Below are 25,812 nucleotides of genomic sequence, written 5' to 3'. Positions count from 1 at the left end.
TCGCCCGCGCGGGTGCGGCGCACGGCCTTGGCGGGGCCCTCGGCGAGGAGGTGGTGCGGGGCGGCGTAGGTGACCTCGACGGTGACCATGTCGCCGGGGCGGACCGGCTCCTCGGGGCGGGTGAAGTGGACCAGGCGGTTGTCGGGCGCGCGGCCGGACAGGCGGCGGGTGGCGTCGTCCTTGCGGCCCTCGCCCTCGGCGACCATGACCTCCAGGGTGCGGCCGACCTGCTTCTTGTTCTCCTCCCAGGAGATCTCCTCCTGGAGCGCGACCAGCCGCTCGTAGCGGGCCTGGACGACCTCCTTGGGGATCTGCCCGTCCATCTCGGCCGCCGGGGTGCCGGGGCGCTTGGAGTACTGGAAGGTGAACGCCTGGGCGAAGCGGGACTCGCGGACGGTGTGCAGGGTCTGCTCGAAGTCCTCCTCGGTCTCGCCGGGGAAGCCGACGATGATGTCGGTGGAGATCGCGGCGTCGGGCATCGCGGCGCGCACCTTGCCGATGATGCCGAGGAAGCGCTCCTGGCGGTAGGAGCGGCGCATCGCCTTGAGGACGGTGTCGGAGCCGGACTGGAGGGGCATGTGCAGCTGCGGCATGACGTTCGGCGTCTCGGCCATGGCGGCGATGACGTCGTCGGTGAAGTCGCGGGGGTGCGGGGAGGTGAAGCGGACCCGCTCCAGGCCCTCGATCTTCCCGCAGGCCCGCAGCAGCTTGCTGAACGCCTCACGGTCGCCGATGTCCGAGCCGTAGGCGTTGACGTTCTGGCCGAGCAGGGTGATCTCGCTGACGCCCTCGGCGACCAGCGCCTCGACCTCGGCGAGGATCTCGCCGGGGCGGCGGTCCTTCTCCTTGCCCCGCAGCGAGGGCACGATGCAGAAGGTACAGGTGTTGTTGCAGCCGACGGAGATGGACACCCAGGCGGCGTACGCGCTCTCTCGGCGGGTGGGCAGCGTCGAGGGGAACGCCTCCAGCGACTCCGCGATCTCGACCTGTGCCTCCTCCTGCACCCGGGCGCGCTCCAGCAGCACCGGCAGCTTGCCGATGTTGTGCGTGCCGAAGACCACGTCGACCCAGGGCGCCTTGCGGACGATGGTGTCGCGGTCCTTCTGGGCGAGGCACCCGCCGACGGCGATCTGCATGCCGGGCCGTGCCGCCTTCTTCGGGGCGAGCTGGCCGAGGTTGCCGTAGAGCCGGTTGTCGGCGTTCTCCCGTACCGCGCAGGTGTTGAAGACGACGACGTCGGCGCCGTCGCCGTCCTTGGACGCCGGGACGTATCCGGCCTCCTCCAGGAGACCCGACAGCCGCTCGGAGTCGTGGACGTTCATCTGGCACCCGTAGGTGCGGATCTCGTACGTGGGAGATGAACGGAGGCCGTCGGCCGGGTGCGGGGTGCTGCTGCTCATGGGCCCATGGTAGGTGGACGGCGGGCCGCCCCCGGGCCCCGGTCCGGGGCCCCCGTCCCCGCGGTGGGGCCCTCCGCCGCTGTATTGCCCGCGGAAAACAGGAGTGCGATCCTCGCCACGTACGGCTGAACGTCCGTCCGCGGAGGGGGTCCCCGCCGCCGACGGACGGCACTCTGTCGGGAGGGCCACCGCGGGAGCGCGCGTCCGGCTCCGGCTCCGTCGCGCACCGGACCCGACCGGCCTCCGAGCACGGTGCCGAAGAGGAGGAAGATCGTGACAGCTGCCCCCGGTACTCCGCCGGACGACGCCCCGGCCCCCGCCTACCCGATGGAACGCGACTGCCCCTACCGGATGCCCGCCGGCTACGAGGCGCTGCGCGCGGGCGGGCCGCTGTCCCGGGTGACCCTGCACGACGGCGCGACGGCCTGGCTGGTCTCCGGGAACGCCGAGGGCCGTGAGCTGCTGCGCGATCCGCGGCTGTCCTCCGACACCGCGCACCCCTCCTTCCCCTCCCTGACCGAGCACCTGGCCGACCACCAGGTGACGGGCCTTCCGCTGATCGGCGTGGACGACCCGCTGCACGCCCGCCAGCGCAGGTCGGTGGCCTCCGGCTTCGGCATCCGCCGCATCGCCGCCCAGCGCCCCCGGATCGAACGGACCGCCGGGGAACTGATCGACGCGATGCTCGCCGGGGGCGACCGCGCCGACCTGGTCAGCGCCTACTCGCTGCCCCTGGCCTCCTTCTCGACCTTCGCCCTGCTCGGCGTCCCCGAGGAGGACCACCGGCGGTTCGAGGAGCTGACCGTCCGGCTGCTGTCGGTACAGGACGAGGACGGCGTCACGCCCGAAGAGATCCTCGCCATGGTGATGGACGAGCTGCGGCAGCTGGTCGCGCGCAAGCGGCGGGAGCCGGGCGAGGGGGTGATCGACGACCTCGTCGCGGGCCGCGGCGAGCTGACCGACGCCGGCCTGGAAGACCTGGCGATGATGTGCCTGATCCTGGTCACCGGGGGCAACGAGACGACGTCCACGTCCTTCGCCACCGCCGTCCTCGCCCTGCTCGAACACCCCGACCAGCTCGACGCGTTGCGCCGGGACCCCTCGCTGGTGCCGGCGGCGGTCGAGGAGCTGACGCGGCTGACGTCGACCACCGACGCGGTGCTGCGGGTGGCGGTCGCGGACATCGAGATCGCCGGGCACACGATCCGGGCGGGCGACGGCGTGATCGTCTCGACGATGCTGATGAACCGCGACACCCGCGCCTGGGACCGTCCCGACGTGCTGGACATCCACCGCGGGGGCGGGCGCCATGTCGCCTTCGGCTACGGCGTCCACCAGTGCGTCGGCCAGAACCTCGCCCGCGCCGAGATGGAGATCGGCCTCGTCACACTGCTGCGCCGGGTCCCCACACTCCGTCTCGCGGTGCCCGCGCACCAGGTGCGCGGCATCGCCCCCCACTCCCAGCTGGGCGGGGTCGCGGAACTCCCGGTCACCTGGTGACGGGAGGCGCCGGTCAGTACGGGTGCTGCTCGGGCCGGCGCTCCCACGCCCGGTAGGCGGTGGCGCCGAGTTCCGGGTGGATCTGCTTCATCGTGATCAGCCGCTCGTGCAGCGGCTTCTTGAACTCCTCGTACTGGTAGGCGTCGCTGAAGCCGATCTCCGAGGTGGCCTCGTAGTCGCAGCTGAAGTAGACGGCCCGGAAACGTGACCAGTAGATGGCGCTCATGCACATGGGGCAGGGGGCGCCGCTGGTGTAGATCTCGCATCCTCTGAGCATCCGGGCGCGCCACGGCAGGGGGTCGGGCGAGCCTTCCTCCCGGCGGACGAGTTTGAGGGTGCTGGTGTTCCGGTACGGGACGGCGATCGAGGGGGCCTCGGGGTTGAGGACCGCGATCGCCTTGCGGATGGCCTCCACCTCGCCGTGCGCGGTGGGGTCGCCGGTGAGCAGGACCCGGTTCTGGCCGCGGGCGATGATCTCGCCGCCCTTGGTGATCACCGCTCCGAACGGTCCTCCCCAGCCGTTCTCCACCGACTCGGTGGCCAGTCGTACGGCCTCGGTCATGAACGCCTTCCGCTTCGGCTTCGCCACAGCGCGCCTCCGTCCTTCCGGTACCGGAAGGGGAACGCTACGTGCGCTTCGCCCGGTTTCCCTGCTTTCGACCGATGCTCGGCGTGCCCGTACGGACCGCTCCCGGCCCTCCCCTTTCCGGCCTCCGGCTGGCAGGATCCCGCCATGCCCACCGCACTCCCCCGCCCCGGCCGCCGCACGCTCACCACCGCGGCCGCCGCGCTCGTCGCGCTCGGCCTGCTCGCGTGGTGGCTGGTGCCGTGGGGCGGCGGCCCGGCGCCCCGGAGCCGGGTGACGCTGGCGACGGGGGTGCCGACGGGGGTGTACGCGCGCTACGGGGAGCTGCTGCGGGAGGACCTGGCGCGGGAGATGCCGGACACCGAGCTGCGGCTGGCGCGCAGCGAGGGCTCGATCGACAATCTGCGGCAGCTGGTCTCCGGGCGCGCGGAGTTCACCATCGCGACGGCGGACGCGGTGGCCGCGTACCGGGACGGCGGCGGCCGGGGCGCGGCCGGGCTGCGGGCCTGTGCGCGGCTGTACGACGACTACATGCAGCTGGTGGTGCCCAAGGACTCCGCCGTCCGGTCGGCGCGGGACCTGCGGGGGCTGCGGGTGGGGGTGGGGACGGACGGTTCCGGCGTCCAGCTGATCACCCGGCGGCTGACGCGGGCGGCCGGGCTGGACTTCGACCGGGACATCCGGGCGGTACGGGTCGGCATCGACCGGATGCCGGGGCTGCTGCGGAGCGGGGAGCTGGACGCGTTCTTCTGGTCGGGCGGGCTGCCGACCACCGCGGTGCAGCGCCTGGCGCGGCGGTTCCCGGTGCGGCTGGTGCAGCTCGGCGACCTGGTGGCGCCGCTGCACCGGCTGGGCGCGCCGACCCGCTACTACCGGGCCGCGGTGATGCCGGCCGACGCCTACCCCCGGGTGCAGGACGGGCACGCGGTGCGGACGATCGCGGTGGCGAATCTGCTGGTGACGACGGAGGGGGAGGACGCGGCGCTCACCGAGGGTCTGACCCGCGCCGTGCTCCGCAGCCGGGACCACATCGGGCGCCAGGTGCACGCCGCGCAGCGGGTGGACCAGCGGACGGCGGTGTTCACCGATCCGCTGCCGCTGCACGAGGGGGCGCGCCGCTACTACGTGTCCGCCAAGCCGTGACGTGCGGGAGAACGCGTGTGGGGCCCGCGCCGGACGGCACGGGCCCCACACGGTGACGGGCGTCAGGCGGGAATGATGTTCTCCGCCTGGAGGCCCTTGGGGCCCTGGGCCACGTCGAAGCTGACCTGCTGGCCCTCGATGAGCTCACGGAAGCCCTGGGACTGGATGTTCGAGTAGTGGGCGAAGACGTCGGGGCCGCCGCCGTCCTGCTCGATGAAGCCGAAGCCCTTCTCGGCGTTGAACCACTTCACGGTGCCGGTTGCCATGTTTTTCTCCTTCACGGGGCACACCGGAGTCCGCACGGTGCGGACTCCTCGTCGACGAGCTGATTGCCCCATTCCGGACCGCGGACCCAGACCCGCGGGGCCCGGATACACGGAACGCCCGGGGCCACCGGCCTCCGGGCGCACATCACGCACATGGGTACCACAACTGCAACACGGTTCACAGTAGCACACAGCGCGAAGGGCCCCCGGGACCGCTCAGGGCGCGTCGCGCGGCACCGTGACGGTCACCCGCAGGCCGTGCGGCCGGTGCGGGGCGAAGCCGATGGTGGCGCCGCCCGCGGCCAGCAGCGCCCGGGTGATCGACAGCCCGAGCCCGGAACCGGAGACGTTCTGGTGGCGGCCGCTGCGCCAGAACCGGTCGCCGATCCGCACCAGCTCGTCGTCGGTGAGGCCGGGACCGCGGTCGGCGACGGTGATCCGTACGCCGTCGCCGACCGGGACCACCCCGACAGTGACCCGTTCCCCGGGCGGGGTGAACTTCAGGGCGTTGTCGACGACGGCGTCCAGGGCACTGGAGAGGGCGACCGGATCGGCCCACCCGGTGACCGCGCGGTGTCCCTCGTACGCCAGGCGGATGCCCCGGTCACCGGCGAGGGGGCGCCAGGCGTCCACCCGTTCGGCGGCGAGCGCGGCGACATCGGTGAGCTGGAGGTCGGCGGGGGCGTGCTCGGCGAGGGCGCGGTCGAGCAGATCGTCGAGGACGCGGGCGAGCCGTTTGCCCTCGGCGCGTACGGAGGCGATCTCGGCGTTGCCCTCGGGAAGTTCGAGGGCCAGCAGCTCGATGCGCAGCAGCAGCGCGGACAGCGGGTTGCGCAGCTGGTGGGAGGCGTCGGCGACGAAGGCGCGCTGCTGTTCCAGGACCTCCTCGACATGGTCGGCCATCTCGTTGAACGAGCGGGCCAGCCGGCGCAGTTCGGGCGGGCCCGCCACGCCGGCGACCCGGGACTTCATCCGGCCGGTGGCGATGTCGTGGCTGGCCGCGTCCAGTACCCGCACCGGCCGCAGCACCCAGCCGGTGAGCCGGAACGCGGCGGCGACGGCGGCGAGCATCGCCGCGCTCTCCCCCGCGGCGATCAGCAGCCAGCCGCGAAGGACGCGGTCGCGCATCCCGTCGGTGGGCGAGTCGGTGACGACGACGGCCACCACGTCGCCGTCGCGGACCACGGGCGAGGCGACCGGAATACGGCCGCCGGTGTCCCCGGGCCAGATCTGGGGCGGGTCGTGGCTGCGGCGGCCGGCCAGCGCCTCGTCGAAGGCGGTGCCGCCCTCGCCGCCGGACGGCAGGCGCCAGCCGGCGGGGGCCGCGGCCATCGGGGTGCGGTCGCGGTAGAAGACGCCCGCCCGGATGCCGTAGAGGTCGTGGTAGCGGGCGAGTTCGGTGCGCAGGGTGGCGAGCCGTTCGTCCTCGTCGGAGCCGTGCGCGGTGCCGTCGGTGCCGGGGCGGGCGGTGACGAACTGGGCGAGGGAGGCGAAGCGGGTGGCGTCGTCGATCCGGTCGACGACCACCTTCTGCTGTTCGACGTTGGCGGTGATCACCCCGAGGGGGATGCCGAGCGCGAGCAGCACGCCGGCCAGCAGGACGATCAGGAGCGGGAGGAGCCGGGTGCGCACGGGCCCGTCGCGGCCGTCAGCCGGCCGGCGAGGCGGGACGCCTCGGGGCGGGGACGGCGGCGCGGCCGGGGGTGGCGAGGCGGTAGCCGACGCCGCGGACCGTCTCGATCAGGGCGGGCATCCGGAGCTTGGCGCGCAGGGAGGCGATGTGGACCTCCAGGGTGCGGCCGGTGCCCTCCCAGCTCGTGCGCCACACCTCGCTGATGATCTGCTCGCGCCGGAAGACCACCCCGGGCCGCTGGGCGAGCAGGGCCAGCAGGTCGAACTCCTTGCGGGTGAGCGGGACGGCGGTGCCGTTCACCGAAACGCGGCGGGTGGGCAGCTCGACGGTGACGGCCCCCAGGCGCAGCGCGGGCCCGGGGCCGCTCTCCTCCTCCGGCTCCCCGCCGCCGGTGGCGGGAACGGTGCGCCGGCTGACGGCGTGGATACGGGCCAGCAGTTCACCGGTGTCGTAGGGCTTGACGACGTAGTCGTCGGCGCCGAGGTTGAGGCCGTGGATGCGGGAGCGGACGTCCGCGCGGGCCGTGACCATGATGACGGGTGTGGCGCAGGTCCTGCGGATGCGGCCGCAGATCTCGAAGCCGTCCTGGTCGGGCAGTCCGAGGTCGAGGAGGACCACGGCGAACGGTTCCGCGGTGTCGGGGAGCAGGGCCTGAAGGGCCTCCTCGCCGCTGCGGGCGTGCACGACGTCGAAGCCGTGCCGGGCCAGGACCGCGGCCAGGGCGGCCGCGACATGGTCGTCGTCCTCGACGAGCAGCAGTCTCACCGGCCTCCCCCTCCGTACACATGTTTCAGCCACTGGGCATCTACGACGATGGAGGGCGGGCCCGTCAAGAGGTGGTCGCCGACCGGCCGCCATCCGTTACCCAGCCGGTACGCCGAAGGGTCCGCGGCGGGGTGCCGGGGGCGGACCGGAGGGCTCCCTTCGCGGCCGGATCGTTATGCTCAATTTCCGCTCAGATGTACTGACGCCGCTCAGGCCCCGTCCTAGGGTCCTCCCCAACCGAGGAGGACGGAGCTGTACGCCGATGAGCGAAGTATCGGTGACCAAGAACGCCGGGGACCTGGCGCGGACCGGGGACCAGCTGGTCGTGCTGGACAACGTGAACAAGCACTTCGGCGCGCTGCACGTGCTCCAGGACATCGACCTGACGATCCACCGGGGCGAGGTCGTGGTGGTGATCGGGCCGTCGGGCTCGGGCAAGTCCACGCTGTGCCGGACGATCAACCGCCTGGAGACCATAGATTCCGGCACCATCACCGTCGACGGCCGCCCGCTGCCCCAGGAGGGCCGGGAACTGGCCAGGCTGCGCGCCGACGTGGGCATGGTCTTCCAGTCCTTCAACCTCTTCGCGCACAAGACGGTGCTGGAGAACGTCATGCTGGGCCAGCTCAAGGTCCGCAGGACGGAGAAGGCCGCGGCCGAGGAGAAGGCGCGGGCCCTGCTGGACCGGGTGGGGGTCGGCACCCAGGCGGACAAGTACCCCGCGCAGCTCTCCGGCGGCCAGCAGCAGCGGGTGGCCATCGCCCGCGCGCTGGCGATGGACCCGAAGATGATCCTCTTCGACGAGCCGACGTCGGCCCTCGACCCGGAGATGATCAACGAGGTGCTGGAGGTCATGCAGCAGCTCGCCCGGGACGGCATGACGATGGTCGTGGTCACGCACGAGATGGGCTTCGCGCGCTCCGCGGCGAACCGCGTCGTCTTCATGGCGGACGGCCGCATCATCGAGGAGGCCGAGCCGGAGCAGTTCTTCAGCAACCCGCGCAGCGACCGGGCGAAGGACTTCCTGTCCAAGATCCTCCATCACTGAGGCCGCGACGGGCCCCCAGACGACCAACCCCCTTGGATACGAAGGATGTTCCTCATGAGGATGCGTAAGACGGCCGCGGCGGGTGCGGTGGTGCTCGCGCTGGCGGCGACGGCGACCGCGTGCGGCGGCGAGTCCGGGACGGCGGGCGACAAGCCGGCCGGCGGCGAGGTCTTCAGCGGCGACTACAAGCCCGCGACGGACGTCAAGGCCGACTCCCCGGTGCTGAAGAAGGCGCAGGAGGCGAAGAAGATCGTTGTGGGCGTCAAGGCCGACCAGCCGTTCCTGGGCTTCAAGGACACCGACGGCACCTACTCCGGCTTCGACATCGAGATAGCCAAGATGATCGCGGCCGACCTGGGCTTCTCCGCCCAGCAGATCCAGTTCAAGACCATCGACTCCAACGTCCGCGAGACCACCATCTCCCACGGGCAGGTCGACTTCTACGTCGGTACGTACACCATCAACGACGAGCGCAAGAAGCAGGTCGGCTTCGCCGGGCCGTACTACACCGCGGGCGCCGACCTCCTGGTGCGCTACGACGACAAGAGCATCACCGGCCCGGACTCCCTCAAGGGCAAGAAGGTCTGCTCGATCGTCGGCTCCACCCCGCTCCAGGAGATCAAGAAGCCGAAGTACGGCGCGGAGACCACCGAGCTGTCGAAGTACTCGGACTGCGTGAAGTCCCTGCTGGACAACCAGGTCGACGCGGTCACCACCGACGACGCCATCCTCAAGGGCTACGCCGCCCAGCGCCCGAAGAAGCTCAAGGTGGTGGACCACCCGTTCACCAAGGAGCCCTACGGCGTCGGCATGAAGAAGGACGACAAGGCCCTGCGCGACGCGATCACCACCGCGCTGGAGAACCACATCAAGAACGGTGACTACAAGAAGGCGTACGAGGGCACGCTCGGCAAGTCCGGTTCGCCCTATGTCGCCCCGGAGACGCCGCTCCCGCGGTACTGATCCGCACCCCCCTCGGCCGCGCCGCCCCGTACGCCCGCCGCGGCGGGTGTGCGGGGCGCGCTGCCTTCGCGGCCCGCTGCGCGCACTGCTCCGCACGTCCCCGTCCGCCGCCGTCCCGACCGCTCCCGCGGAGACCCCATGAACGTACTCCTCGATCATCTGCCCGAGTTCCGCGACGGGTTCCTCGGAACCCTGGCGATCACCGTGGCCAGCGCGGTGCTGGCCCTGGTGCTCGGCGTCCTCATAGCCGGTTTCCGGGTCTCCCCGATACCGCCGCTGCGCGCCTTCGGGACGGCCTGGGTCACCCTGCTGCGCAACACCCCGCTGACGCTGCTGTTCCTCGTCGCGTTCTTCGTCGTGCCGCAGGTCCTCATGCCCGGCACCAGCCCGTTCGTCCTGGCCACCCTGGCGCTCGGGTTCTACACCTCGTCGTTCGTCTGCGAGGCGGTGCGGTCCGGCATCGGCACCGTCCCGGTCGGCCAGGCGGAGGCGGCCCGCGGCATCGGCATGACGTTCGGCCAGACCCTGCGGCTGATCATCCTGCCGCAGGCCACCCGGACCGTACTGCCGCCGCTGAGCAGCATCTTCATCGCGCTGACGAAGAACTCGGCGATCGCCGGGGCCTTCAGCGTGGGCGAGCTGTTCGGCTTCTCCAAGCTGCTCAGCGACCAGGGCTACGCCATCGCCTGGATCTTCCTGTGGATCGCGCTGGCCTATCTGGTCATCACCTTCGCCATCAGCGGCCTCTTCCGGCTGCTGGAGCGCCGCATGGGAGTGGCCCGGTGAGCCGGGGCGGCGGGCGGAACAGCAGGACACGGGTGCCGCGCGCAGGCGGGGCGAAGCGAAGGAAGGTTTGGGCATGAGCGGCGCCAGCGTCCTCTACGACGCGCCGGGACCGAAGGCGAAGGTCCGCAACCGTATCTACACCGTCGTCGGCTCCCTGGCCGTGCTGGGGCTGATCGCGTTCGTCCTCGCACGGCTGGGCGCCAAGGGGCAGTTCGACCCGGCGGTGTGGAACATCTTCAACAACGCCGGGGTGCGCACCAACATCCGCGACGGCGTGCTGACCACCCTCCAGGTCTTCGCCATCGCCGCGGTGCTCTCCCTGGCGCTCGGGGTGCTCCTCGCCGTGGCGCGGCTGTCCGACCACCGGCCGGTGCGCGCGGTGGCGACCGCGTTCATCGAGTTCTTCCGCGCGGTCCCGCTGCTGATCACCATCTACGCACTGTGGGTGATCTTCCTGACCAACCGCGAGGCGCTGGGCCTGGGCAGCAACGGACCGCAGTTCTGGGCGCTGGTCATCGGTCTGACCGTCTACAACGGGTCGGTACAGGCCGAGGTGCTGCGCGCGGGCATCCACGCGGTGCCCCGGGGCCAGCACGAGGCCGCCTACGCGCTGGGGATGCGCAAGACACAGGTGATGACGACGGTGCTGGTGCCGCAGGCGGTACGGGCGATGCTGCCGACGATCATCAGCCAGCTGGTGGTGACGCTGAAGGACACCTCGCTCGGCTACATCATCACCTTCGAGGAACTGCTCTACAAGGCGCGCTGGATCAGCACCAATGTCATCGTCAACGGCGAGGACACCTATGTTCCGGTCATCATCGTCACCGGCACCATCTATGTCGCGATGTGCCTGGCGCTGTCCGCCCTCGCCACCTGGATCGAGCGGCGCGGCCGGCGGGCGCGGACCGGTATCGCGGTGGCCGGGGCCGGGGAACCGGTGACCGCCACCGACGCCCTGGAACCCGCCGAAGCGGAGCCCGCCGCTCCGTCGCGCCCCGCGAACGGGCCTTCCCGGCCGGGCGGCTGACGCCCCGTAGGGCACGACGGGGGCGGCGGAAGGAGTACCGCCGCCCCCGTCACTTGACGCGGAGGGCGGCAGTGGGTTGCATACGCTGTGTGATCACGCTCCGGGCTCCCTCCCCCAGTTCCTGCACTCCTTGGCCGCACCACCAGGACCGCGGGGCCACGCCGTGGACCCGGTGATCGTCGTGGGGGCGGGCCCCGTCGGCCTCGCCCTCGCCCTCGCCCTCGCCCGCCTGGCCGTTCCCACCGTCGTCCTCGACGAGAGTGCGGGCGAGGAGGCCGTCCGGCCCGCCCGCACGGTCCTGCTGCACCAGGACACCGCGGCCTTCGCCGCCCGCCTCGGCTGCGCGGACGCCATGGCCGCGGCCGGCACCGGCTGGACGGCCTGGCGCACGGTCCACCGCCGCCGCCAGGTGGAACGCGTCGACCTCACCACGGACACCCCCTCCCCCGTCCATCTGCCGCAGCACGCGCTGACCCACGCGCTGCGCACCGCCCTCGCCCGCGAGACGCTGGTACGGATCGCCACCGGGGAGCGGCTGACCGCACTGGAGCAGGACGCCGACGGCATCAGCGCGCACACCCGGGGCACCGACGGGACCTGGTGGCGCGGGAGTTACCTGGTCGGCTGCGACGGCCCCCGCTCGACGGTCCGCAAGCTGCTGGACATCCGCTTCCCCGGCCGTACCGCCGTCGAACGCCACGCGGTCGCCGCGGTCCGCGCCGGCCTTCCCTGGCCCGGCGAGGCCCTGCTGCACCGCGCGCCCACCCGCCACGGCGCGCACGCGGGCGAGGAGGTCTGCGCCCGCCCGCTGCCCGGCGGCGTCTGGCGGCTGGACTGGCTGCTGCCCCCGGGACGCGAACTGGTCACCCCGGACGCCCTGGTGGCCCGGGTCCGCGACTCCCTCGCGGGCTGGGCCGCCGAGTCCGCCGCGGACGGCTCCGGGCGGCGCGGCGACCGGGCCCGGGGCGCCGCTCGGCCCGTCCCCCCCTACGAACTCCTCGACACCGGTGTCCACACCGTCCACCACCGGCTCGCGCGCCGCTGGCGGCGCGGCCGCGCGTTCCTCGCGGGGGACGCCGCGCATCTGCTCGGCGCGCTGGGGACCCAGGGGCTGGACGAGGGGCTGCGGGACGCCGAGAACCTCGCGTGGAAGCTGGCGCTGGCGTGGCACCAGGGCGCCTCCGAGGCGCTGCTGGACAGCTACCAGACCGAACGCCGGGGCGCCGTCACCGCCCGGCTGCGCGCCACCGACCGTGCGCTGCCGCAGCTGCGGGACGGCGGGGCGGCCCGGCTGCGGAAGGTCCTGCCGGGCACCGCGCGCGGGCACGCCACCCTGCTGACGGACGGATACCTGGGGCGCGGGCCGCTGGGCGCGCCGCCCTGCTACACCCGGTCCCCGATCGCCCCGCCCGCCGCACACGCCTCCGGGGCACCGGTCGCGACGCCTCCGGGCGCACCGGCCGAGGACGTTCCGGTGACGGCGGCCGACGGTTCCGTGACCCGGCTGCGCGCACGGCTGGGGCGGGGCCTGCTGGTGGTCCTGGTCGCGCCGGGCACCGGCGTCTGGGACGCCCGGCACTGGCGGTCGGCGGGCGTGATGCCGCAGCTCACCGACGCCGCCGCCCGGCTGCCGATGCCCTCGGAGGTACTGGTCGCCGAGTCCTACCCGGGCGCCGCCGCCCACACCGTCCTCCTGGTACGCCCCGACGGCCACCTCGTCACCACCCTGTCCGGCGTCCGCCCCGCCGAGCTGTACACCTGCGCGGACGCGGTCCGCGGCGGCCCCGCCGACGGCCCGGGACGACGCCCGACCCCTGCGTCCGGGGTGACGCGGGGGGACGGTGTGACGGCCATGGGGATGACGTCGATGGGCGTGGCGGCGGGAGCGGCCGCGACGGGTGTTCCGGTGGAGGTCGCTGTGGGGCCGGTGCTGGGGGATGGGGAGGCGCCGGGGCCGGGAGGTGCGGTGGCGGGCGGTGCCGTGGAGAGTGGTGCGGCAGCGGGGGCCTTGGGGGCAGGCCCGGTGACCGGGGCGGCGGACGTTGCAGGTCAAGGAGCGGCCTGGTCCGGGACGGCGGAGGCGGCTGAGGCCCGGACGGCGGAGGCCGACGGAGCGAGCGGCCGGGACGTCAGGGCATACGAAGAGGCCGAGGTCGTGGCGGTTCCCGGGGAGGCCCAGGTGTGGGGGCCGCGTGCCGAGGTGGTGACACGCTCTTCGGAGTCGGAGGGTGGCAGGGCCCCGGTGGGTCCGGTGGGCCCGGTGTCCGCTGGGACGCCGAAGGCGGCGGGCGCACGCGAGACCGATGGTGCGCGGGAGGCCAGCGCTGAGCGCGGGCCTGATGGCGTACGGGCGTCTGGTGCCGGAGGCGAGGCCGCTGGTGCAGGGAAATCCTGTGCCACGCCTGATGCTGACGATGTGGGGAACCCCGGTGGCGGACGCAGCGCCGGTGACGTGTGGGACGCCAATGTCGGGCGCGAGGCCGGTGGCGTGCGAGAGGCCGATGTCGGGCGTGGAGCCGGGGGCATGCGGGAGGCCGACGCTCGTCGTGAGGCCGATGTCCGCCCTGAGGCCGGTGGTTCGGCCGAGGGGCTGAGGGAAGCCGGAGGCTCCGGTGGCGGAGAACGCTCCGGTGACCGGGCGGATTCCGGCAGCCACGCGGAACCCGGAAAGCTTCCGCGTACCCCCGGAGGCGCCGAACCGGTCGGCCCCGCCGAAGGTGCCGGACACGTGGAACAGCCCGGACACGCCGACCGGGCGACGGGTTCCGAAGCGTCCCCGGATGCCGAATCGCCCACGGCCACCCAGCAGTCCGCGAACGCCGAACGGTCCAAGAGCGGGGCACACGGCGAGAGCCAGACGCCCGCCGAGAATCAGGCACCCGGCGAGAACGGAGTACCCGCTGAGGGCCGGGCACGCGCCGAGGACCTGCCGCACACCGACGGCACCGGGGGTGCGGCCACCGGGACGGTTCCTGGGGCACGCTCCGGGGCGGAACCGTCTGTTGACCCTGCCGATCCCTCCGTGTTTCACTCCGGGCGTGACTGAGCACGGCGCGCGATTCTGGCGGAGGGTCCATCTTGACCTGGTCCGCTACGCGGGCTGCACGTGTCGTCCGTCCTGCTGATCCGCCTTCTCCCCCACGCGGCCCCGCCCGGTGTCCCGGTCCCGGGTCCCGCGTACTTCGCGATCATTCAGGACGGTTGCCATGCCCGAAGTCCGTACCCCCGCCCGCCCTCGCCCCGGCTCCGGCGGCCCCATCGACGGCCCCGGAGCCGACGCGCTTCTCACCTTCGTCCGCCGGACCGCCACGAACACCTCCCTCGTCGCCTCGCTCCCCCTCCTCCCCGACAGCCGCACCTGGCTCCGGTTGGACGGGCCGGACGGCAGTGAGGCATGGCTGATCGGCTGGCCTCCGGGCACCGGCACGGGCTGGCACGACCACGGCGGATCGTACGGCGCCTTCGCCGCGGCCGGCGGCGAGCTGACCGAGCAGTCGCTGGCCGCCCGGCTACCCACCGAGGGCTGGAGGGCGCTGGAACTCGCCGAGGGCTTCGACCGGGAACGCACCCTGTGCCCAGGACACGGCCGGGCCTTCGGCCCGCACCACGTCCACCAGGTGCTCAACACCTCCCCCGACACCCACGCCGTCTCGGTGCACGCCTACTACCCGCCGCTCCCCCTGATGCGCCGCTACAGCCGCACCGGCGCCGTGCTGCGCCTCGAAGAGATCGAGACCCCGGAAGACTGGACGACCCCGAAGGACCGGACATGAGCGCCGTCGACGCCCTCCTGGAACAGGCCCGCAAGGAACTGGAACGCCTCGAACCCCAGCAGGCCGCCGCCCTCCGGGCGTCCGGCGGACTGCTGGTGGACATCCGGTACGCGGCACTGCGCGAGCGCGACGGCACCATCCCCGGAGCACTCGTCGTGGAACGCAACGAACTGGAGTGGCGACTCGACCCCACCTGCCCCCACCGCGCCCCCGAAGCCACGCACCACGACCTGCCGATCGTGATCGTCTGCGACGAGGGCTACGCGTCGAGCCTCGCCGCGCTCTCCCTCCGCCAACTGGGCCTGCGCCGCGCGACCGACCTGATCGGCGGCTTCCAGGCATGGCGCACGGCCGGTCTCCCCGTGACGGATGGGGCCCCCTCCCCGTGAGGGAGGACGGAGGACACCTCTCCCGACGGAGGAGGAACACCACCCCTGACCACGAACGCCCCAGGCACCCCGCATCACCGCTGCCGCATCGCCACCCGACAACACCGCACACATCGCACCGCTCCTGACACGGATGCTCCAGGCAAACCCCGCATCAGCTACCACGGCAGCACACACGAAGCGCCCGTCACCGAAACGCCCGGAACGGCATCAGGCCGCCGCCCCTCGCCCCCACACCAGCGCCCGGATCAGCCTCCCCGACGTCCCTCAGTCCCGTCCCCCTCGGCCCGTCAGTCCTGCGCCCAGTGATCCCACAGCTCCGGGTCCTCCCCCTCCTCCTCCAGTGCCTGCCGGACCACCCGGAGCGCCAGTCCCTCCGGGTATCCCTTGCGGGCCAGCATCCCGGCGAGGCGGCGTATCCGTTTGTCGCGGTCCAGGCCGCGGGTGGAACGCAGCTTGCGGGCGACCAGTTCGCGGGCGGTGTCCTCCTCCTGGGTGGGGTCGAGGCGGCCGACCGCCTCGTCGATCAGTGCGGAGTCCACGCCCTTGGTGCGCAGTTCCCGGGCGAGGGCACGGCGGGCCAGGCCCCGGCCGTGGTGCCGGGACTCGACCCAGGCGTCCGCGAAGGCCGCGTCGTCGATGAGGCCGACGTCCACGAAGCGGGACAGCACCGCCTCCGCCGCCTCCTCGGGAATGCCGCGCTTGCGCAGGGCGTCCCCGAGCTGCTTCCGGGTACGCGGGGCCCCCGTGAGCAGGCGCAGGCATATCGCCCGCGCCTGCTCCTCGGGCGTACGCGGTGGCCCCGGCTCGGCCCTCGACGAGGCGGGGCCACCGCTGTCCTCCTGGCCGCTGCGGCCCTGACGATGCTCGGCACCGCCCGTGGCACGGTGTGCCGGCTGGACCTCCTCGGGCCAGTCCGTTCGCCGTGTCATGGCGGGCTAGCCCTTGGCCGTGGCGGCCTTGGCACCCTTGGCGCCCTTGGCCGGAGCCGTCTTGGCGGGCTCACCGGACGCCGGGCCGGCCGCGTCCGCGCCGGGCTCCGCGTCCTGCGGCCTGACGCCGATGCCCAGCTTCTCCTTGACCTTCTTCTCGATCTCGTTGGCGAGGTCCGGGTTGTCCTTGAGGAAGTTGCGGGCGTTCTCCTTGCCCTGGCCGAGCTGGTCGCCCTCGTAGGTGTACCAGGCGCCGGACTTGCGGATGAAGCCGTGCTCGACGCCCATGTCGATCAGGCCGCCCTCGCGGCTGATGCCCTGGCCGTAGAGGATGTCGAACTCGGCCTGCTTGAAGGGCGGGGCGACCTTGTTCTTGACCACCTTGCAGCGGGTGCGGTTGCCGACCGCCTCCGTGCCGTCCTTGAGGGTCTCGATGCGGCGGATGTCGATGCGCACCGAGGCGTAGAACTTCAGCGCGCGGCCACCGGTCGTCGTCTCCGGGGAGCCGAACATCACGCCGATCTTCTCGCGGAGCTGGTTGATGAAGATCGCGGTGGTCTTGGACTGGTTGAGCGCACTGGTGATCTTGCGCAGGGCCTGGCTCATCAACCGGGCCTGGAGGCCGACGTGGGAGTCGCCCATCTCGCCCTCGATCTCGGCCTTGGGCACCAGGGCGGCGACCGAGTCGATGACGATCAGGTCGAGCGCGCCGGAACGGACCAGCATGTCCGTGATCTCCAGCGCCTGCTCACCGTTGTCCGGCTGGGAGAGGATCAGCGCGTCGGTGTCCACGCCGAGCTTCTTGGCGTACTCGGGGTCGAGGGCGTGCTCGGCGTCGATGAACGCGACGGAGCCGCCGGCCTTCTGGGCGTTCGCCACGGCGTGCAGCGTCAGGGTCGTCTTACCGGAGGACTCCGGTCCGTAGACCTCGACGATCCGGCCGCGGGGGATGCCGCCGACGCCGAGCGCCACATCGAGCGCGGTCGACCCGGTGGGGATGACCTCGATGGGTTCGTTCGGCCGCTCCCCCATGCGCATCACGGCGCCCTTGCCGAATTGCCGTTCAATCTGTGCGAGCGCGGCGTCGAGCGCCTTCTCGCGGTCAGTGCCTGCCATGGGTTCCACCCGATTTGCTTGAGTCGATCGCTTCACGTCCACGACGCTAACGCCTGCCACTGACAATGCGCCCGGACCCGGCTCCGGCCTGTGGATAACTCCGCGGAAGCCCACGCTGAACAGGTCGGACTTCCCATGAGAATGGATGTTCGATTTTGGTGTCAAGCGGCCGCGCCGCGGGACGGGGCCGTTGTCGGACCGCCGTGCGAGCGTGTGGGCGCGAGCTCGCGGAGAGCCGCCGGGAACACTGGAGTGGGCACGACGACAGGCAGGGGCGGGGAGCCGACCCTCGCCCCCGCCACGGCGTGCGACCGGGGCCCGGTGCCGGTCTACGCGTCGCCGCGTACGGCCGCCCCCTCGGCCTCCGGCTCCTCGGGGCGCTCGGGCGCCGTCCGCCCGCGGGCGGAAGACCGCATCCGGGCGAGGACCGACGCCCCGTCCCCGCGCCGTCCGCCACCGTGCACACGGGGGTCGTCGGTGACCTTGTAGCGCTTGACGTACGCCCCCAGGAACGCCTGGAGCGTCGCGGTCGCCGGGATCGCGATCAGTGCGCCGACCGCTCCCATCAGGGCCGTTCCGGCGATCACCGAGCCGAAGGCGACGGCCGGGTGGATGTCCACCGTCTTCGCCGTGATGCGCGGCTGGAGGAGGTAGTTCTCGAACTGCTGGTAGATCACTACGAAGGCGAACACCCACAGCGCGTACCAGGGGTCGACGGTGAACGCGATGAGGATCGGCAGCGCGCCCGCCAGATAGGTGCCGATGGTGGGGATGAACTGCGAGACCAGTCCGACCCACATGCCCAGCGCGGGGGCGTAGGGCACCCCCAGGAACTCCAGCAGCACATAGTGCGCGACCCCGGAGATCAGCGCCATCAGACCGCGGGAGTACAGGTAACCGCCGGTCTTGGCGACCGCGATCTCCCAGGCGCGCAGCACCTCCGCCTGGCGGCTGGGCGGCAGCACCCCGCACAGGGCGCGCCGCAGCCGGGGGCCGTCGGCGGCGAAGTAGAACGAGAACAGTGCCACGGTGAGCAGGTTGAACAGGCTTCCCAGCACCGTGGCGGAGACGGCGAGGACGTTGTTGGCGCTGTCCTGGACGTACTTCTGCAGCCAGTCGGAGTTGAGCAGGTTGTTCTGCACCTCCAGCCGCGACAGATGCGTGTGGAAGGTGGCGTTCGCCCAGCTGATGACGGAGTCCAGGTACTGCGGGAACTCCTCCACCATGGTCGCGATCTGCCCCGCGAGCATGGACCCGAGGAGCGTGACGAAGCCCACGGTACCCACGAGGATGCCGAGGAAGACGATGCCGGTCGCCAGCCCGCGCCGTACGCCCCGGGCCGCCATCCAGTCCACGGCCGGTTCCACGGCCAGCGCCAGGAAGAACGCGATCAGGACGTTGAGCAGCAGCGAGACCAGCTGGTGGAAGGCCCAGGTGGCGAGCTGGAAGCAGGCCACGAGGGCCAGCGCGAGCACCATGGCGCGCGGCAGCCAGCGCGGCATTCCCGTCGCGGGCCTCTCCGGGGAACGGGTGTCGTCGGTACGGGTCGTCTCTTCGGTGCGGGACACGGGCCAAGTGTCGCGCACCGCGGCGCCGCGTCCGGTCCGCGCCCGGGGCCACGGCGCGTCCGCCCGCGGGCCCGCGCCGCCCCGCTCAGCGCTTGTCGTACGGCACATCCATCGTGGCGCACACCACACGCCACACCTCTTTGGCGCCCCACCCGGCCTCCAGCGCCTCGTGGACGGTCCGCCCGCCGAGACCGGACATCACATGATCGCGTGCGAAGGAGTCGGCGTACGCCGGACCGAAGTGGTCCGCCATCCGCTGCCAGAACACCGTCAACCGCATGAATTCCGCTCCCTTGCCCGCTCGGCCGCGCGTTCGGCGGTCCTCGTCCCATGATGCGGCAGCAGGGCGCGGCCCGGGAGCGGTGCCGGACGGACGTGCGCACCGGGGGCGGGACGACCGGCCTCCGCCCCGGTGCGGGCGGTGTGTCCGTCAACCGCGCGCCCCTGGTGTTCCGCCGTGGGAGGGCACCGTCCCCGGGGCCGCTACCGGGCCCCGTGTCCGGCCGTACGGTCGGGGCATGGCCGAAAACGTCAGCTCCCCGCCGACCCCTCTGGACCGCGCCGAACGCTTCGTATGGCTCACCGCGAGAGTGCTCGAACAGCGGCTTTTCGCGTACCACTTCCGGGACGGCGGCACGGAGCCGGTGGAGACCGCGCTCGCCGCGTACCGCAACGACGACGGTGGCTACGGCCACGCACTGGACCCCGCTCTGCGCGGCCCCGTCAGCCAGCCGCTGCACACCGCCCGCGCGCTGGGCGTGCTGGACCGCATCGGGCGCTGCGACGGCCGCCATGTGGAGCGGATCTGCCGCTATCTGACGCGGGTGTCCACTTCGGAGGGCGCCCTGCCCGCGGTGCATCCCTCGCTGCGCGGGCTGCCGGCCGCGCCGTGGGTCCCGGTGCGGGACGACCCGCCGAGTTCGCTGCTGGCCACCGGCCCGGTGGTGGGGGCGCTGCACCGCAACGACGCCTGGCACGCCTGGCTGTTCAGGGCCACGGACTACTGCTGGGCGGTCGTGGAGTCGCTGGAGGACACCCATCCGTACGAGGTGCGGGCGGCCGTCGCGTTCCTGGACGGCGCGCCGGACCGCCCCCGGGCGGCGGCCGCGGCCCGCAGGCTCGGCGCGCTCGTCCGCGACCGGGAGCTGGTCCTGCTGGACCCGGCGCGGGCCGGCGCGGGCCCGGTGGCGCCCGGCTGCGCCCCCGGGGAGCACCATCTCGCCCACGACTTCGCGCCCGCTCCGGGGTCGCTGGCCCGCGACTGGTTCACGGACGGCGAGATGGAGCGGGCGCTGGACCATCTGGCGGCGGCGCAGCAGGAGGACGGCGGCTGGCCGGCGGCCCGGCACCGGTGGGCACCGGGGACGGAGCTGGAGGGCCGCTCCCTGGCGACGCTGGGGGCACTGCTGACCCTGCGCGCCTACGGGCGGCCCCTGAACGGGGCACTGCCCTGAACCGCCCCGGGGTGCGGGCCCGCGTGGTCAGCCGCCCAGCGCCCGCACCCCGGCGGTCACGGCCACGGCCACGGCGATGACCAGGAGGAACGGGGCCCGCAGCAGCAGTGCGACGGCCGCGGCGGCCACTCCGGCGGCCTTGGCGTCCAGCAGCAGGTGATGGCCGTCGCTGAAGGTCTGCTGGGCGGTGAGCGCGGCCAGCAGCGCCACCGGGAGGAGCGCCGCGAGCCGCTTGGCCAAGGGGCGCTCCAGCAGGCCCGCCGGGGCGAGCAGCCCGAGGTACTTGACGAGGTAGCAGCCGACGGCGGTGGCGCCGATGGCGATCCAGGTGGTCACGGGCGGACCTCCGGTGCTCCTGTACGGCGGCGTTCCTTGAGGTTGTGTGCCAGGAGGACGGTGGGCGCGGCGAGCGCCGCGAGCAGTACCGGGACGCCCGTGGGGAGCACTGGGAGAGCCACCACGACGAGGAGTACGGCGAGGCCGGCGACGGCGCGTTCCACGGTGGTGGTGAGCATCGGGGCGAGCAGCGCCAGGAAGACGGCGGGTCCCGCGGCATCCAGGCCCCAGGCGGCGGTGTCGCCGAGTGCTCCGGCCCCGAGGGCACCGGCGAGGGTGGTGAGGTTCCAGAGCACGTAGAGGCTCAGGCCGGTGACGGTGAAGCCGAGGCGGGCGCTGCGGCGGTCGGGCTGGGCGAGGGCGACGGCCGAGGTCTCGTCGATGATCCAGTGGGCGGCGAGCGGCCGCAGTGCCGCCCGGAGGCCGAGCAGGGCCGACAGCCGCAGCCCGTAGAACGCGTTGCGGGTGCCCAGGAAGAAGGCACCGGCTGCGGCGGTGAACGGGTTGCCGCCCGCGGCGAGCGCGCCGACCAGGGCGAACTGCGAGGCCCCGGTGAAGACCAGCAGGCTCAGCGCGCAGGTCTGGAGCAGGCCGAGGCCGGCGCCCACGGAGGTCACGCCGAAGGCGAAGCCGGAGAGGCCGACGGCGACACCGACGCCGAGGGCGTCCCTGACGACGGCGGAGTCCGGCCGGGCGGGCGGTGCGGCGCGCTCCCCCGGGGCGTGCGGTGCGGGCGGGGGCGGTGCGGCGGCGGCACCGCCCGTGGTGCGTGTCTGCGGGTTTTCTGCCACGTCCGGCACGCTAGGCGGCGAAAACCGCACGGTCTTGTACGTTCTTGCGCCGCCTTCGGAGCACGGCCGCCCGGTTTGTACCGCCTGCAGGGCGCGGACCTCAGCGGGTGCTCGCGGCGGCGCGTTCCCTGCGGTAGGCGCCGGGCGGGACGCCGACGATCCGGGTGAAGTGCCGGTTGAGGTGCGGCTGGTCGGCGAAGCCGACGGCGACGGCGGCAGCGGCGGGCGGGGTGCCCGCCTCCAGGAGAGCGCGGGCGCGGCGCACCCGGGCGTCGGTGAGCCAGGTGTGCGGGGGCATGCCGTACGCCTCCTTGAAGGCGCGCAGCAGCGCGAACGGGCCGGTGCCGACGGTCCGGGCCAGTTCCTCCAGGGACGGCGGGCAGGCCATCCGCGCGGCCAGCAGGTCCCGGGCCCGGGCCGCGGTCCGGGCTCCGGCGCCGAGGGGGGTACGGTGCGGCAGCGGGCCCCCGTAGCGGTCCAGGAGGCGGGCGATGGTGGTGCGCAGCAGGGTGTCGGCGGTGAGCGGGTCACCGGTCTCGGCCGCCCGGTGCACCGCGGTGATCATGCGGCCGAGGCGGGGGTCGTCGACAGCTGTCCCGGTGAACGCGGCGGTCCCGCGCAGCCGGGTCGTCTCCCGGGCGATGTCGGCGACGAGCCGGGCCGAGGGGTAGAGGGTGGCGTACGCCCAGCCGTCGCGGGTGCCGGCCCGGGCGCTGTGCGGCACCTCCGGGTTGATCAGGACGATGCCGCCGGGGCCCGCCCGGACGGCGCCGCCGGGCAGGCCGATCTCCTCGACGCCGTCGGTGACCGCGGCGACGACATAGCCCTCGTGGGAGTGGCGGGGGAAGGTGTGCCGTACGTAGCGGGCGCGCAGCAGGTCGAGGCCGGGGAGTCCGGCGCAGTGCCAGTGGCGCGCCCATTCGCCGCGGTGGCGCGGCGCGGCCGCCGTGACGTCCGTGAGCATGGGCCCATTCTGCGGTCCGGTGCGCCTGCGGCGGCGTGGGTGTCCGCACGGCGGACGGGACGGAAGGCCGGGTCGGGCCGCGTTGTCAGTGGTCCGGTGCAGGATGGAGGACATGGCCCAGGCAGCGTTCGACGCGTTCTCCCCCGCGACCCGCGGCTGGTTCACGGGTGCCTTCCGGGCGCCGACCGCGGCGCAGGAGGGTGCCTGGAGCGCGCTCGGCGCCGGGTCGGACGTCCTGGTGGTGGCGCCGACGGGCTCCGGCAAGACCCTCGCCGCGTTCCTCGCCTCGCTGGACGCCCTGGCGAGCGCCCCGCCGCCCGCCGAGCCGAAGAAGCGCTGCCGGGTGCTGTACGTCTCCCCGCTCAAGGCCCTGGCGGTGGACGTGGAGCGCAATCTGCGCAGCCCTCTGACGGGCATCCGCCAGGAGGCGGTCCGGTTGGGGCTGCCCGAGCCGGACATCACGGTGGGCATCCGCTCCGGGGACACCCCGCCCGCCGAGCGGCGCTCCCTGGCGAGCCGGCCGCCGGACATCCTCATCACCACCCCGGAGTCGCTGTTCCTGATGCTGACGTCGTCGGCGCGGGAGGCGCTGGCGGGCGTGGAGACGGTGATCGTGGACGAGGTGCACGCCGTCGCCGGTTCGAAGCGCGGCGCGCATCTGGCGCTGTCCCTGGAGCGGCTGGACGCGCTGCTGGAGCGGCCCGCCCGCCGCATCGGACTGTCGGCGACGGTCCGCCCGGTGGCGGAGGTGGCCCGCTATCTGTCGCCGGGGCGCCGGGTGGAGATCGTCCAGCCGCCGTCGGGCAAGCGGTTCGACCTGTCGGTGGTCGTCCCGGTGGAGGACATGGGCGAGCTGGGCGGCCCCCCGGGGCAGGAGGGCGGTCCCGGGGCGAAGCCGTCGATCTGGCCGCAGGTGGAGGAGCGGATCGCCGATCTCGTCCAGGCCCACCGCTCCACGATCGTCTTCGTCAACTCCCGGCGCCTGGCCGAGCGGCTGTGCAACCGGCTCAACGAGATCGCCTACGAGCGGGCGACGGGCGAGCCGCTGCCCGAGCAGCACTCCCCCGCCCAGCTGATGGGCGGGTCGGGTGCCGCCAAGGGTGCTCCGCCGGTGCTGGCGCGCGCGCACCACGGTTCGGTCTCCAAGGAGCAGCGCGCCCAGGTGGAGGAGGAGCTGAAGGCGGGCCGGCTGCCGGCCGTCGTCGCCACGTCCAGCCTGGAGCTGGGCATCGACATGGGGGCGGTCGACCTGGTCGTCCAGGTGGAGTCGCCGCCGTCGGTGGCGTCCGGTCTCCAGCGGGTGGGCCGGGCGGGCCACCAGGTGGGCGCGGTGTCGCGGGGCATCGTCTTCCCCAAGTACCGGGGTGATCTGGTGCAGGCCGCGGTGGTCACCGAGCGGATGCGGTCGGGGGCGATCGAGGCGCTGCGGGTGCCCGCCAATCCGCTGGACGTGCTCGCCCAGCAGATCGTCGCGATGACGGCGCTGGACACCTGGGACGTCGGGGAACTGCTGGCGGTGGTGCGGCGGGCCGCCCCGTTCGCCGCGCTGCCGGAGTCGGCGTTCACCTCGGTGCTGGACATGCTGGCCGGCCGCTACCCCTCCGACGCCTTCGCTGAGCTGCGGCCGCGCCTGGTGTGGGACCGCGTCGCGGGCACGGTCACCGGCCGCCCCGGCGCCCAGCGGCTGGCCGTCACCTCCGGGGGCACGATCCCCGACCGCGGGCTGTTCGGGGTGTTCCTCGCGGGCGACGCGCCCGGCAAGGGCGGCGGCGGGCGCCGGGTGGGCGAGCTGGACGAGGAGATGGTCTACGAGTCGCGGGTCGGCGACGTGTTCACGCTGGGCACGACGTCATGGCGGATCGAGGACATCACCCGCGACCGGGTGCTGGTCACACCCGCCCCCGGGGTCCCGGGCAGGCTGCCGTTCTGGAAGGGCGACCAGCTGGGCCGCCCCCTCGAACTGGGCCGGGCGCTCGGCGCCTTCCTCCGCGAGATCGGCGCGCTCGCCCCCGAGGACGCCCGCGCCCGGCTGGCCGCCGCCGGTCTCGACGACTGGGCGGCGGACAACGTCCTGGGCCATCTCGCCGAGCAGCGGCAGGCGTGCGGGCACGTCCCGGACGACCGCACGATCGTCGTCGAGCGGTTCCGCGACGAGCTGGGCGACTGGCGGATCGTGGTGCACTCCCCGTTCGGCGCGCAGGTGCACGCCCCCTGGGCGCTGGCGCTGGGCGCCCGCCTCGCCGAGCGGCACGGCATCGACGCCCAGGTGATGCACGCCGACGACGGCATCGTGCTGCGGCTCCCGGACGCGGACCTGATGGACCTCGGCCTCCTGGACGGCGGCGATCCCGTGACCGAGGGCACGGAGTACGACCCGGAGCGCTCCCCGGTGGGCGCCGACGACGTCGTCCTCGATCCGGGGGACGTCGACCAGCTCGTCACCGACCAGGTCGGCGGGTCGGCGCTGTTCGCCTCCCGGTTCCGCGAGTGCGCCGCCCGCGCCCTGCTGCTGCCGCGGCGCAGCCCCGGTAGGCGCACCCCGCTGTGGCAGCAGCGCCAGCGCGCCTCCCAGTTGCTCCAGGTGGCGAGCGAGTTCGGTTCGTTCCCCATCGTGCTGGAGGCGGTCCGCGAGTGCCTCCAGGACGTCTTCGACGTGCCGGGTCTGACGGAGCTGATGGCCGACGTCGAGGCCCGCCGGGTCCGTCTGGTGGAGGTCACCACGCCCGAGCCGTCGCCGTTCGCCCGCTCCCTGTTGTTCGGTTATGTCGCGCAGTTCCTGTACGAGGGTGACTCCCCGCTCGCCGAGCGCCGTGCCGCCGCGCTGTCGCTGGACTCCCGGCTGCTGTCGGAGCTGCTGGGCCGGGCCGAGCTGCGCGAGCTGCTGGACCCGGAGGTGCTGGCCTCTCTGGAGCGCGAGCTCCAGTGGCGGACGGACGACCGCCGGGTCAAGGACGCCGAGGGCGTGGCGGACCTGCTGCGGCTGCTGGGCCCGCTGACGGAAGCGGAGCTGGCCGAGCGGGGCGCCGATCCGGCGTGGCCCGGGGAGCTGGCCGCCGCGCGCCGGGCGATCAGGGTGCGGATCGCGGGGGCCGAGCACTGGGCCGCGGTCGAGGACGCGGGCCGGCTGCGGGACGCGCTGGGCACGGCGCTGCCCGTCGGCGTCCCCGAGTCGTTCACCGAGCCGGTCAAGGACCCGCTGGGCGATCTGCTGTCGCGGTACGCCCGTACGCACGGCCCGTTCACCTCCGAGCAGGCCGCCGCCCGCTTCGGTCTGGGCATCGCCGTCACCGACGGCGCCCTGCACCGCCTCGCGGCCGCGGGCCGGGTCGTCCAGGGCGAGTTCCGCCCGCTGGTCACCGCCGGGGACGG

Annotated in this window: 22 protein-coding genes and 1 pseudogene; 11 read left to right on the top strand and 12 right to left on the bottom strand. The window is 73.4% G+C overall.

All coding sequences use genetic code 11. From position 1 onward, the window contains the following. A partial coding sequence (miaB, locus tag AC51EU_RS09605) for a tRNA (N6-isopentenyl adenosine(37)-C2)-methylthiotransferase MiaB (RefSeq protein ID WP_496266315.1) occupies positions 1 to 1,400 on the bottom strand: 1,400 nt, incomplete at its 3' end. A 273-nt stretch (positions 1,401 to 1,673) separates the two neighbouring features. On the opposite strand from miaB, the gene AC51EU_RS09600 reads away from it, so the two are divergent. After that, entirely contained in the window at positions 1,674 to 2,900 is a 1,227-nt protein-coding gene (locus AC51EU_RS09600) for a cytochrome P450 (RefSeq protein WP_496266314.1), read from the top strand. Positions 2,901 to 2,913: 13 nt separating this feature from the next. Here AC51EU_RS09600 and AC51EU_RS09595 read toward each other — a convergent pair whose 3' ends face one another. Further along, positions 2,914 to 3,462: a nucleoside deaminase gene (locus tag AC51EU_RS09595; protein WP_496266317.1), complete on the bottom strand. Its 549-nt coding sequence runs from the start codon at positions 3,460 to 3,462 to the stop codon at positions 2,914 to 2,916. Between the two features lie 171 nt (positions 3,463 to 3,633). On the opposite strand from AC51EU_RS09595, the gene AC51EU_RS09590 reads away from it, so the two are divergent. Next, complete coding sequence (locus AC51EU_RS09590) at positions 3,634 to 4,629, top strand: TAXI family TRAP transporter solute-binding subunit (protein WP_496266313.1); 996 nt, start codon at positions 3,634 to 3,636, stop codon at positions 4,627 to 4,629. Positions 4,630 to 4,691: 62 nt separating this feature from the next. Here the strand turns inward: AC51EU_RS09590 and AC51EU_RS09585 are convergent, their stop codons facing one another. The 3 genes from AC51EU_RS09585 to AC51EU_RS09575 form a co-directional block, all read right to left on the bottom strand. Further along, the gene (locus AC51EU_RS09585) at positions 4,692 to 4,895 is read right to left on the bottom strand and encodes a cold-shock protein (protein ID WP_496266312.1); all 204 of its coding nucleotides are present in this window, start codon (positions 4,893 to 4,895) and stop codon (positions 4,692 to 4,694) included. 216 nt (positions 4,896 to 5,111) lie between these two features. Next, on the bottom strand, positions 5,112 to 6,527 hold the full coding sequence (locus tag AC51EU_RS09580; RefSeq protein WP_496266311.1) for a sensor histidine kinase: 1,416 nt from the start codon (positions 6,525 to 6,527) through the stop codon (positions 5,112 to 5,114). A 16-nt stretch (positions 6,528 to 6,543) separates the two neighbouring features. Next, positions 6,544 to 7,293: a response regulator transcription factor gene (locus AC51EU_RS09575; protein ID WP_496266310.1), complete on the bottom strand. Its 750-nt coding sequence runs from the start codon at positions 7,291 to 7,293 to the stop codon at positions 6,544 to 6,546. 262 nt (positions 7,294 to 7,555) lie between these two features. Between AC51EU_RS09575 and AC51EU_RS09570 the strand changes: the two genes are divergently transcribed. From AC51EU_RS09570 to AC51EU_RS09540, 7 genes and pseudogenes are all read left to right on the top strand, one after another. Next, complete coding sequence (locus AC51EU_RS09570; protein ID WP_496266309.1) at positions 7,556 to 8,341, top strand: amino acid ABC transporter ATP-binding protein; 786 nt, start codon at positions 7,556 to 7,558, stop codon at positions 8,339 to 8,341. Positions 8,342 to 8,395: 54 nt separating this feature from the next. Next, positions 8,396 to 9,304, top strand: a complete 909-nt coding sequence (locus AC51EU_RS09565) for a glutamate ABC transporter substrate-binding protein (protein WP_496266308.1) — start codon at positions 8,396 to 8,398, stop codon at positions 9,302 to 9,304. A 138-nt stretch (positions 9,305 to 9,442) separates the two neighbouring features. Next, on the top strand, positions 9,443 to 10,090 hold the full coding sequence (locus AC51EU_RS09560; protein ID WP_496266307.1) for an amino acid ABC transporter permease: 648 nt from the start codon (positions 9,443 to 9,445) through the stop codon (positions 10,088 to 10,090). 73 nt (positions 10,091 to 10,163) lie between these two features. Beyond that, complete coding sequence (locus AC51EU_RS09555; RefSeq protein WP_496266306.1) at positions 10,164 to 11,120, top strand: amino acid ABC transporter permease; 957 nt, start codon at positions 10,164 to 10,166, stop codon at positions 11,118 to 11,120. A 163-nt stretch (positions 11,121 to 11,283) separates the two neighbouring features. Further along, positions 11,284 to 12,927: pseudogene (locus AC51EU_RS09550) on the top strand (FAD-dependent monooxygenase); the annotation flags it as partial. A gap of 1,399 nt (positions 12,928 to 14,326) precedes the next feature. Beyond that, complete coding sequence (locus AC51EU_RS09545; protein ID WP_496266305.1) at positions 14,327 to 14,893, top strand: cupin domain-containing protein; 567 nt, start codon at positions 14,327 to 14,329, stop codon at positions 14,891 to 14,893. After that, positions 14,890 to 15,282, top strand: a complete 393-nt coding sequence (locus AC51EU_RS09540; protein WP_496266304.1) for a rhodanese-like domain-containing protein — start codon at positions 14,890 to 14,892, stop codon at positions 15,280 to 15,282. The genes AC51EU_RS09545 and AC51EU_RS09540 overlap by 4 nt, the downstream gene beginning before the upstream one ends. 290 nt (positions 15,283 to 15,572) lie before the next feature. On the opposite strand, the gene recX is transcribed toward AC51EU_RS09540, so the two are convergent. The 4 genes from recX to AC51EU_RS09520 form a co-directional block, all read right to left on the bottom strand. Continuing rightward, entirely contained in the window at positions 15,573 to 16,214 is a 642-nt protein-coding gene (gene recX, locus AC51EU_RS09535) for a recombination regulator RecX (RefSeq protein WP_496266303.1), read from the bottom strand. A 6-nt stretch (positions 16,215 to 16,220) separates the two neighbouring features. Beyond that, on the bottom strand, positions 16,221 to 17,330 hold the full coding sequence (gene recA, locus AC51EU_RS09530; RefSeq protein ID WP_496266302.1) for a recombinase RecA: 1,110 nt from the start codon (positions 17,328 to 17,330) through the stop codon (positions 16,221 to 16,223). A 329-nt stretch (positions 17,331 to 17,659) separates the two neighbouring features. Continuing rightward, positions 17,660 to 18,898: an AI-2E family transporter gene (locus AC51EU_RS09525; RefSeq protein ID WP_496266300.1), complete on the bottom strand. Its 1,239-nt coding sequence runs from the start codon at positions 18,896 to 18,898 to the stop codon at positions 17,660 to 17,662. A gap of 85 nt (positions 18,899 to 18,983) precedes the next feature. Then, positions 18,984 to 19,178, bottom strand: coding sequence for a DUF3046 domain-containing protein (locus AC51EU_RS09520; protein WP_496266299.1), 195 nt, complete (start codon positions 19,176 to 19,178; stop codon positions 18,984 to 18,986). Between the two features lie 238 nt (positions 19,179 to 19,416). On the opposite strand from AC51EU_RS09520, the gene AC51EU_RS09515 reads away from it, so the two are divergent. Next, on the top strand, positions 19,417 to 20,352 hold the full coding sequence (locus tag AC51EU_RS09515) for a hypothetical protein (RefSeq protein ID WP_496266298.1): 936 nt from the start codon (positions 19,417 to 19,419) through the stop codon (positions 20,350 to 20,352). A 27-nt stretch (positions 20,353 to 20,379) separates the two neighbouring features. Here the strand turns inward: AC51EU_RS09515 and AC51EU_RS09510 are convergent, their stop codons facing one another. From AC51EU_RS09510 to AC51EU_RS09500, 3 genes are all read right to left on the bottom strand, one after another. After that, the gene (locus AC51EU_RS09510; protein ID WP_496266297.1) at positions 20,380 to 20,688 is read right to left on the bottom strand and encodes an AzlD domain-containing protein; all 309 of its coding nucleotides are present in this window, start codon (positions 20,686 to 20,688) and stop codon (positions 20,380 to 20,382) included. Further along, positions 20,685 to 21,479 (bottom strand): AzlC family ABC transporter permease, encoded by a 795-nt coding sequence (locus AC51EU_RS09505; protein WP_496266296.1) that lies wholly within the window; start codon positions 21,477 to 21,479, stop codon positions 20,685 to 20,687. The genes AC51EU_RS09510 and AC51EU_RS09505 overlap by 4 nt, the downstream gene beginning before the upstream one ends. Positions 21,480 to 21,579: 100 nt before the next feature. Beyond that, entirely contained in the window at positions 21,580 to 22,443 is an 864-nt protein-coding gene (locus AC51EU_RS09500; RefSeq protein WP_496266295.1) for an AraC family transcriptional regulator, read from the bottom strand. 112 nt (positions 22,444 to 22,555) lie between these two features. On the opposite strand from AC51EU_RS09500, the gene AC51EU_RS09495 reads away from it, so the two are divergent. Further along, the coding region (locus AC51EU_RS09495) for a DEAD/DEAH box helicase (protein WP_496266294.1) at positions 22,556 to 25,812 on the top strand (3,257 nt) is incomplete at its 3' end.

The sequence above is a fragment of the Candidatus Streptomyces philanthi genome, assembly GCF_059553635.1.
This window is presented reverse-complemented; position numbering and strand designations above follow the sequence as displayed.

Bases quoted from the DNA above. Each gene is read 5' to 3' on its own strand.
- AC51EU_RS09595 (WP_496266317.1), bottom strand. From the start codon at position 3,462: ATGACCGAGGCCGTACGACTGGCCACCGAGTCGGTGGAGAACGGCTGG.
- AC51EU_RS09590 (WP_496266313.1), top strand. From the start codon at position 3,634: ATGCCCACCGCACTCCCCCGCCCCGGCCGCCGCACGCTCACCACCGCG.
- AC51EU_RS09585 (WP_496266312.1), bottom strand. From the start codon at position 4,895: ATGGCAACCGGCACCGTGAAGTGGTTCAACGCCGAGAAGGGCTTCGGC.
- AC51EU_RS09570 (WP_496266309.1), top strand. From the start codon at position 7,556: ATGAGCGAAGTATCGGTGACCAAGAACGCCGGGGACCTGGCGCGGACC.
- AC51EU_RS09565 (WP_496266308.1), top strand. From the start codon at position 8,396: ATGAGGATGCGTAAGACGGCCGCGGCGGGTGCGGTGGTGCTCGCGCTG.
- AC51EU_RS09560 (WP_496266307.1), top strand. From the start codon at position 9,443: ATGAACGTACTCCTCGATCATCTGCCCGAGTTCCGCGACGGGTTCCTC.
- AC51EU_RS09555 (WP_496266306.1), top strand. From the start codon at position 10,164: ATGAGCGGCGCCAGCGTCCTCTACGACGCGCCGGGACCGAAGGCGAAG.
- AC51EU_RS09545 (WP_496266305.1), top strand. From the start codon at position 14,327: ATGCCCGAAGTCCGTACCCCCGCCCGCCCTCGCCCCGGCTCCGGCGGC.
- AC51EU_RS09540 (WP_496266304.1), top strand. From the start codon at position 14,890: ATGAGCGCCGTCGACGCCCTCCTGGAACAGGCCCGCAAGGAACTGGAA.
- recX (WP_496266303.1), bottom strand. From the start codon at position 16,214: ATGACACGGCGAACGGACTGGCCCGAGGAGGTCCAGCCGGCACACCGT.
- recA (WP_496266302.1), bottom strand. From the start codon at position 17,330: ATGGCAGGCACTGACCGCGAGAAGGCGCTCGACGCCGCGCTCGCACAG.
- AC51EU_RS09520 (WP_496266299.1), bottom strand. From the start codon at position 19,178: ATGCGGTTGACGGTGTTCTGGCAGCGGATGGCGGACCACTTCGGTCCG.
- AC51EU_RS09515 (WP_496266298.1), top strand. From the start codon at position 19,417: ATGGCCGAAAACGTCAGCTCCCCGCCGACCCCTCTGGACCGCGCCGAA.
- AC51EU_RS09500 (WP_496266295.1), bottom strand. From the start codon at position 22,443: ATGCTCACGGACGTCACGGCGGCCGCGCCGCGCCACCGCGGCGAATGG.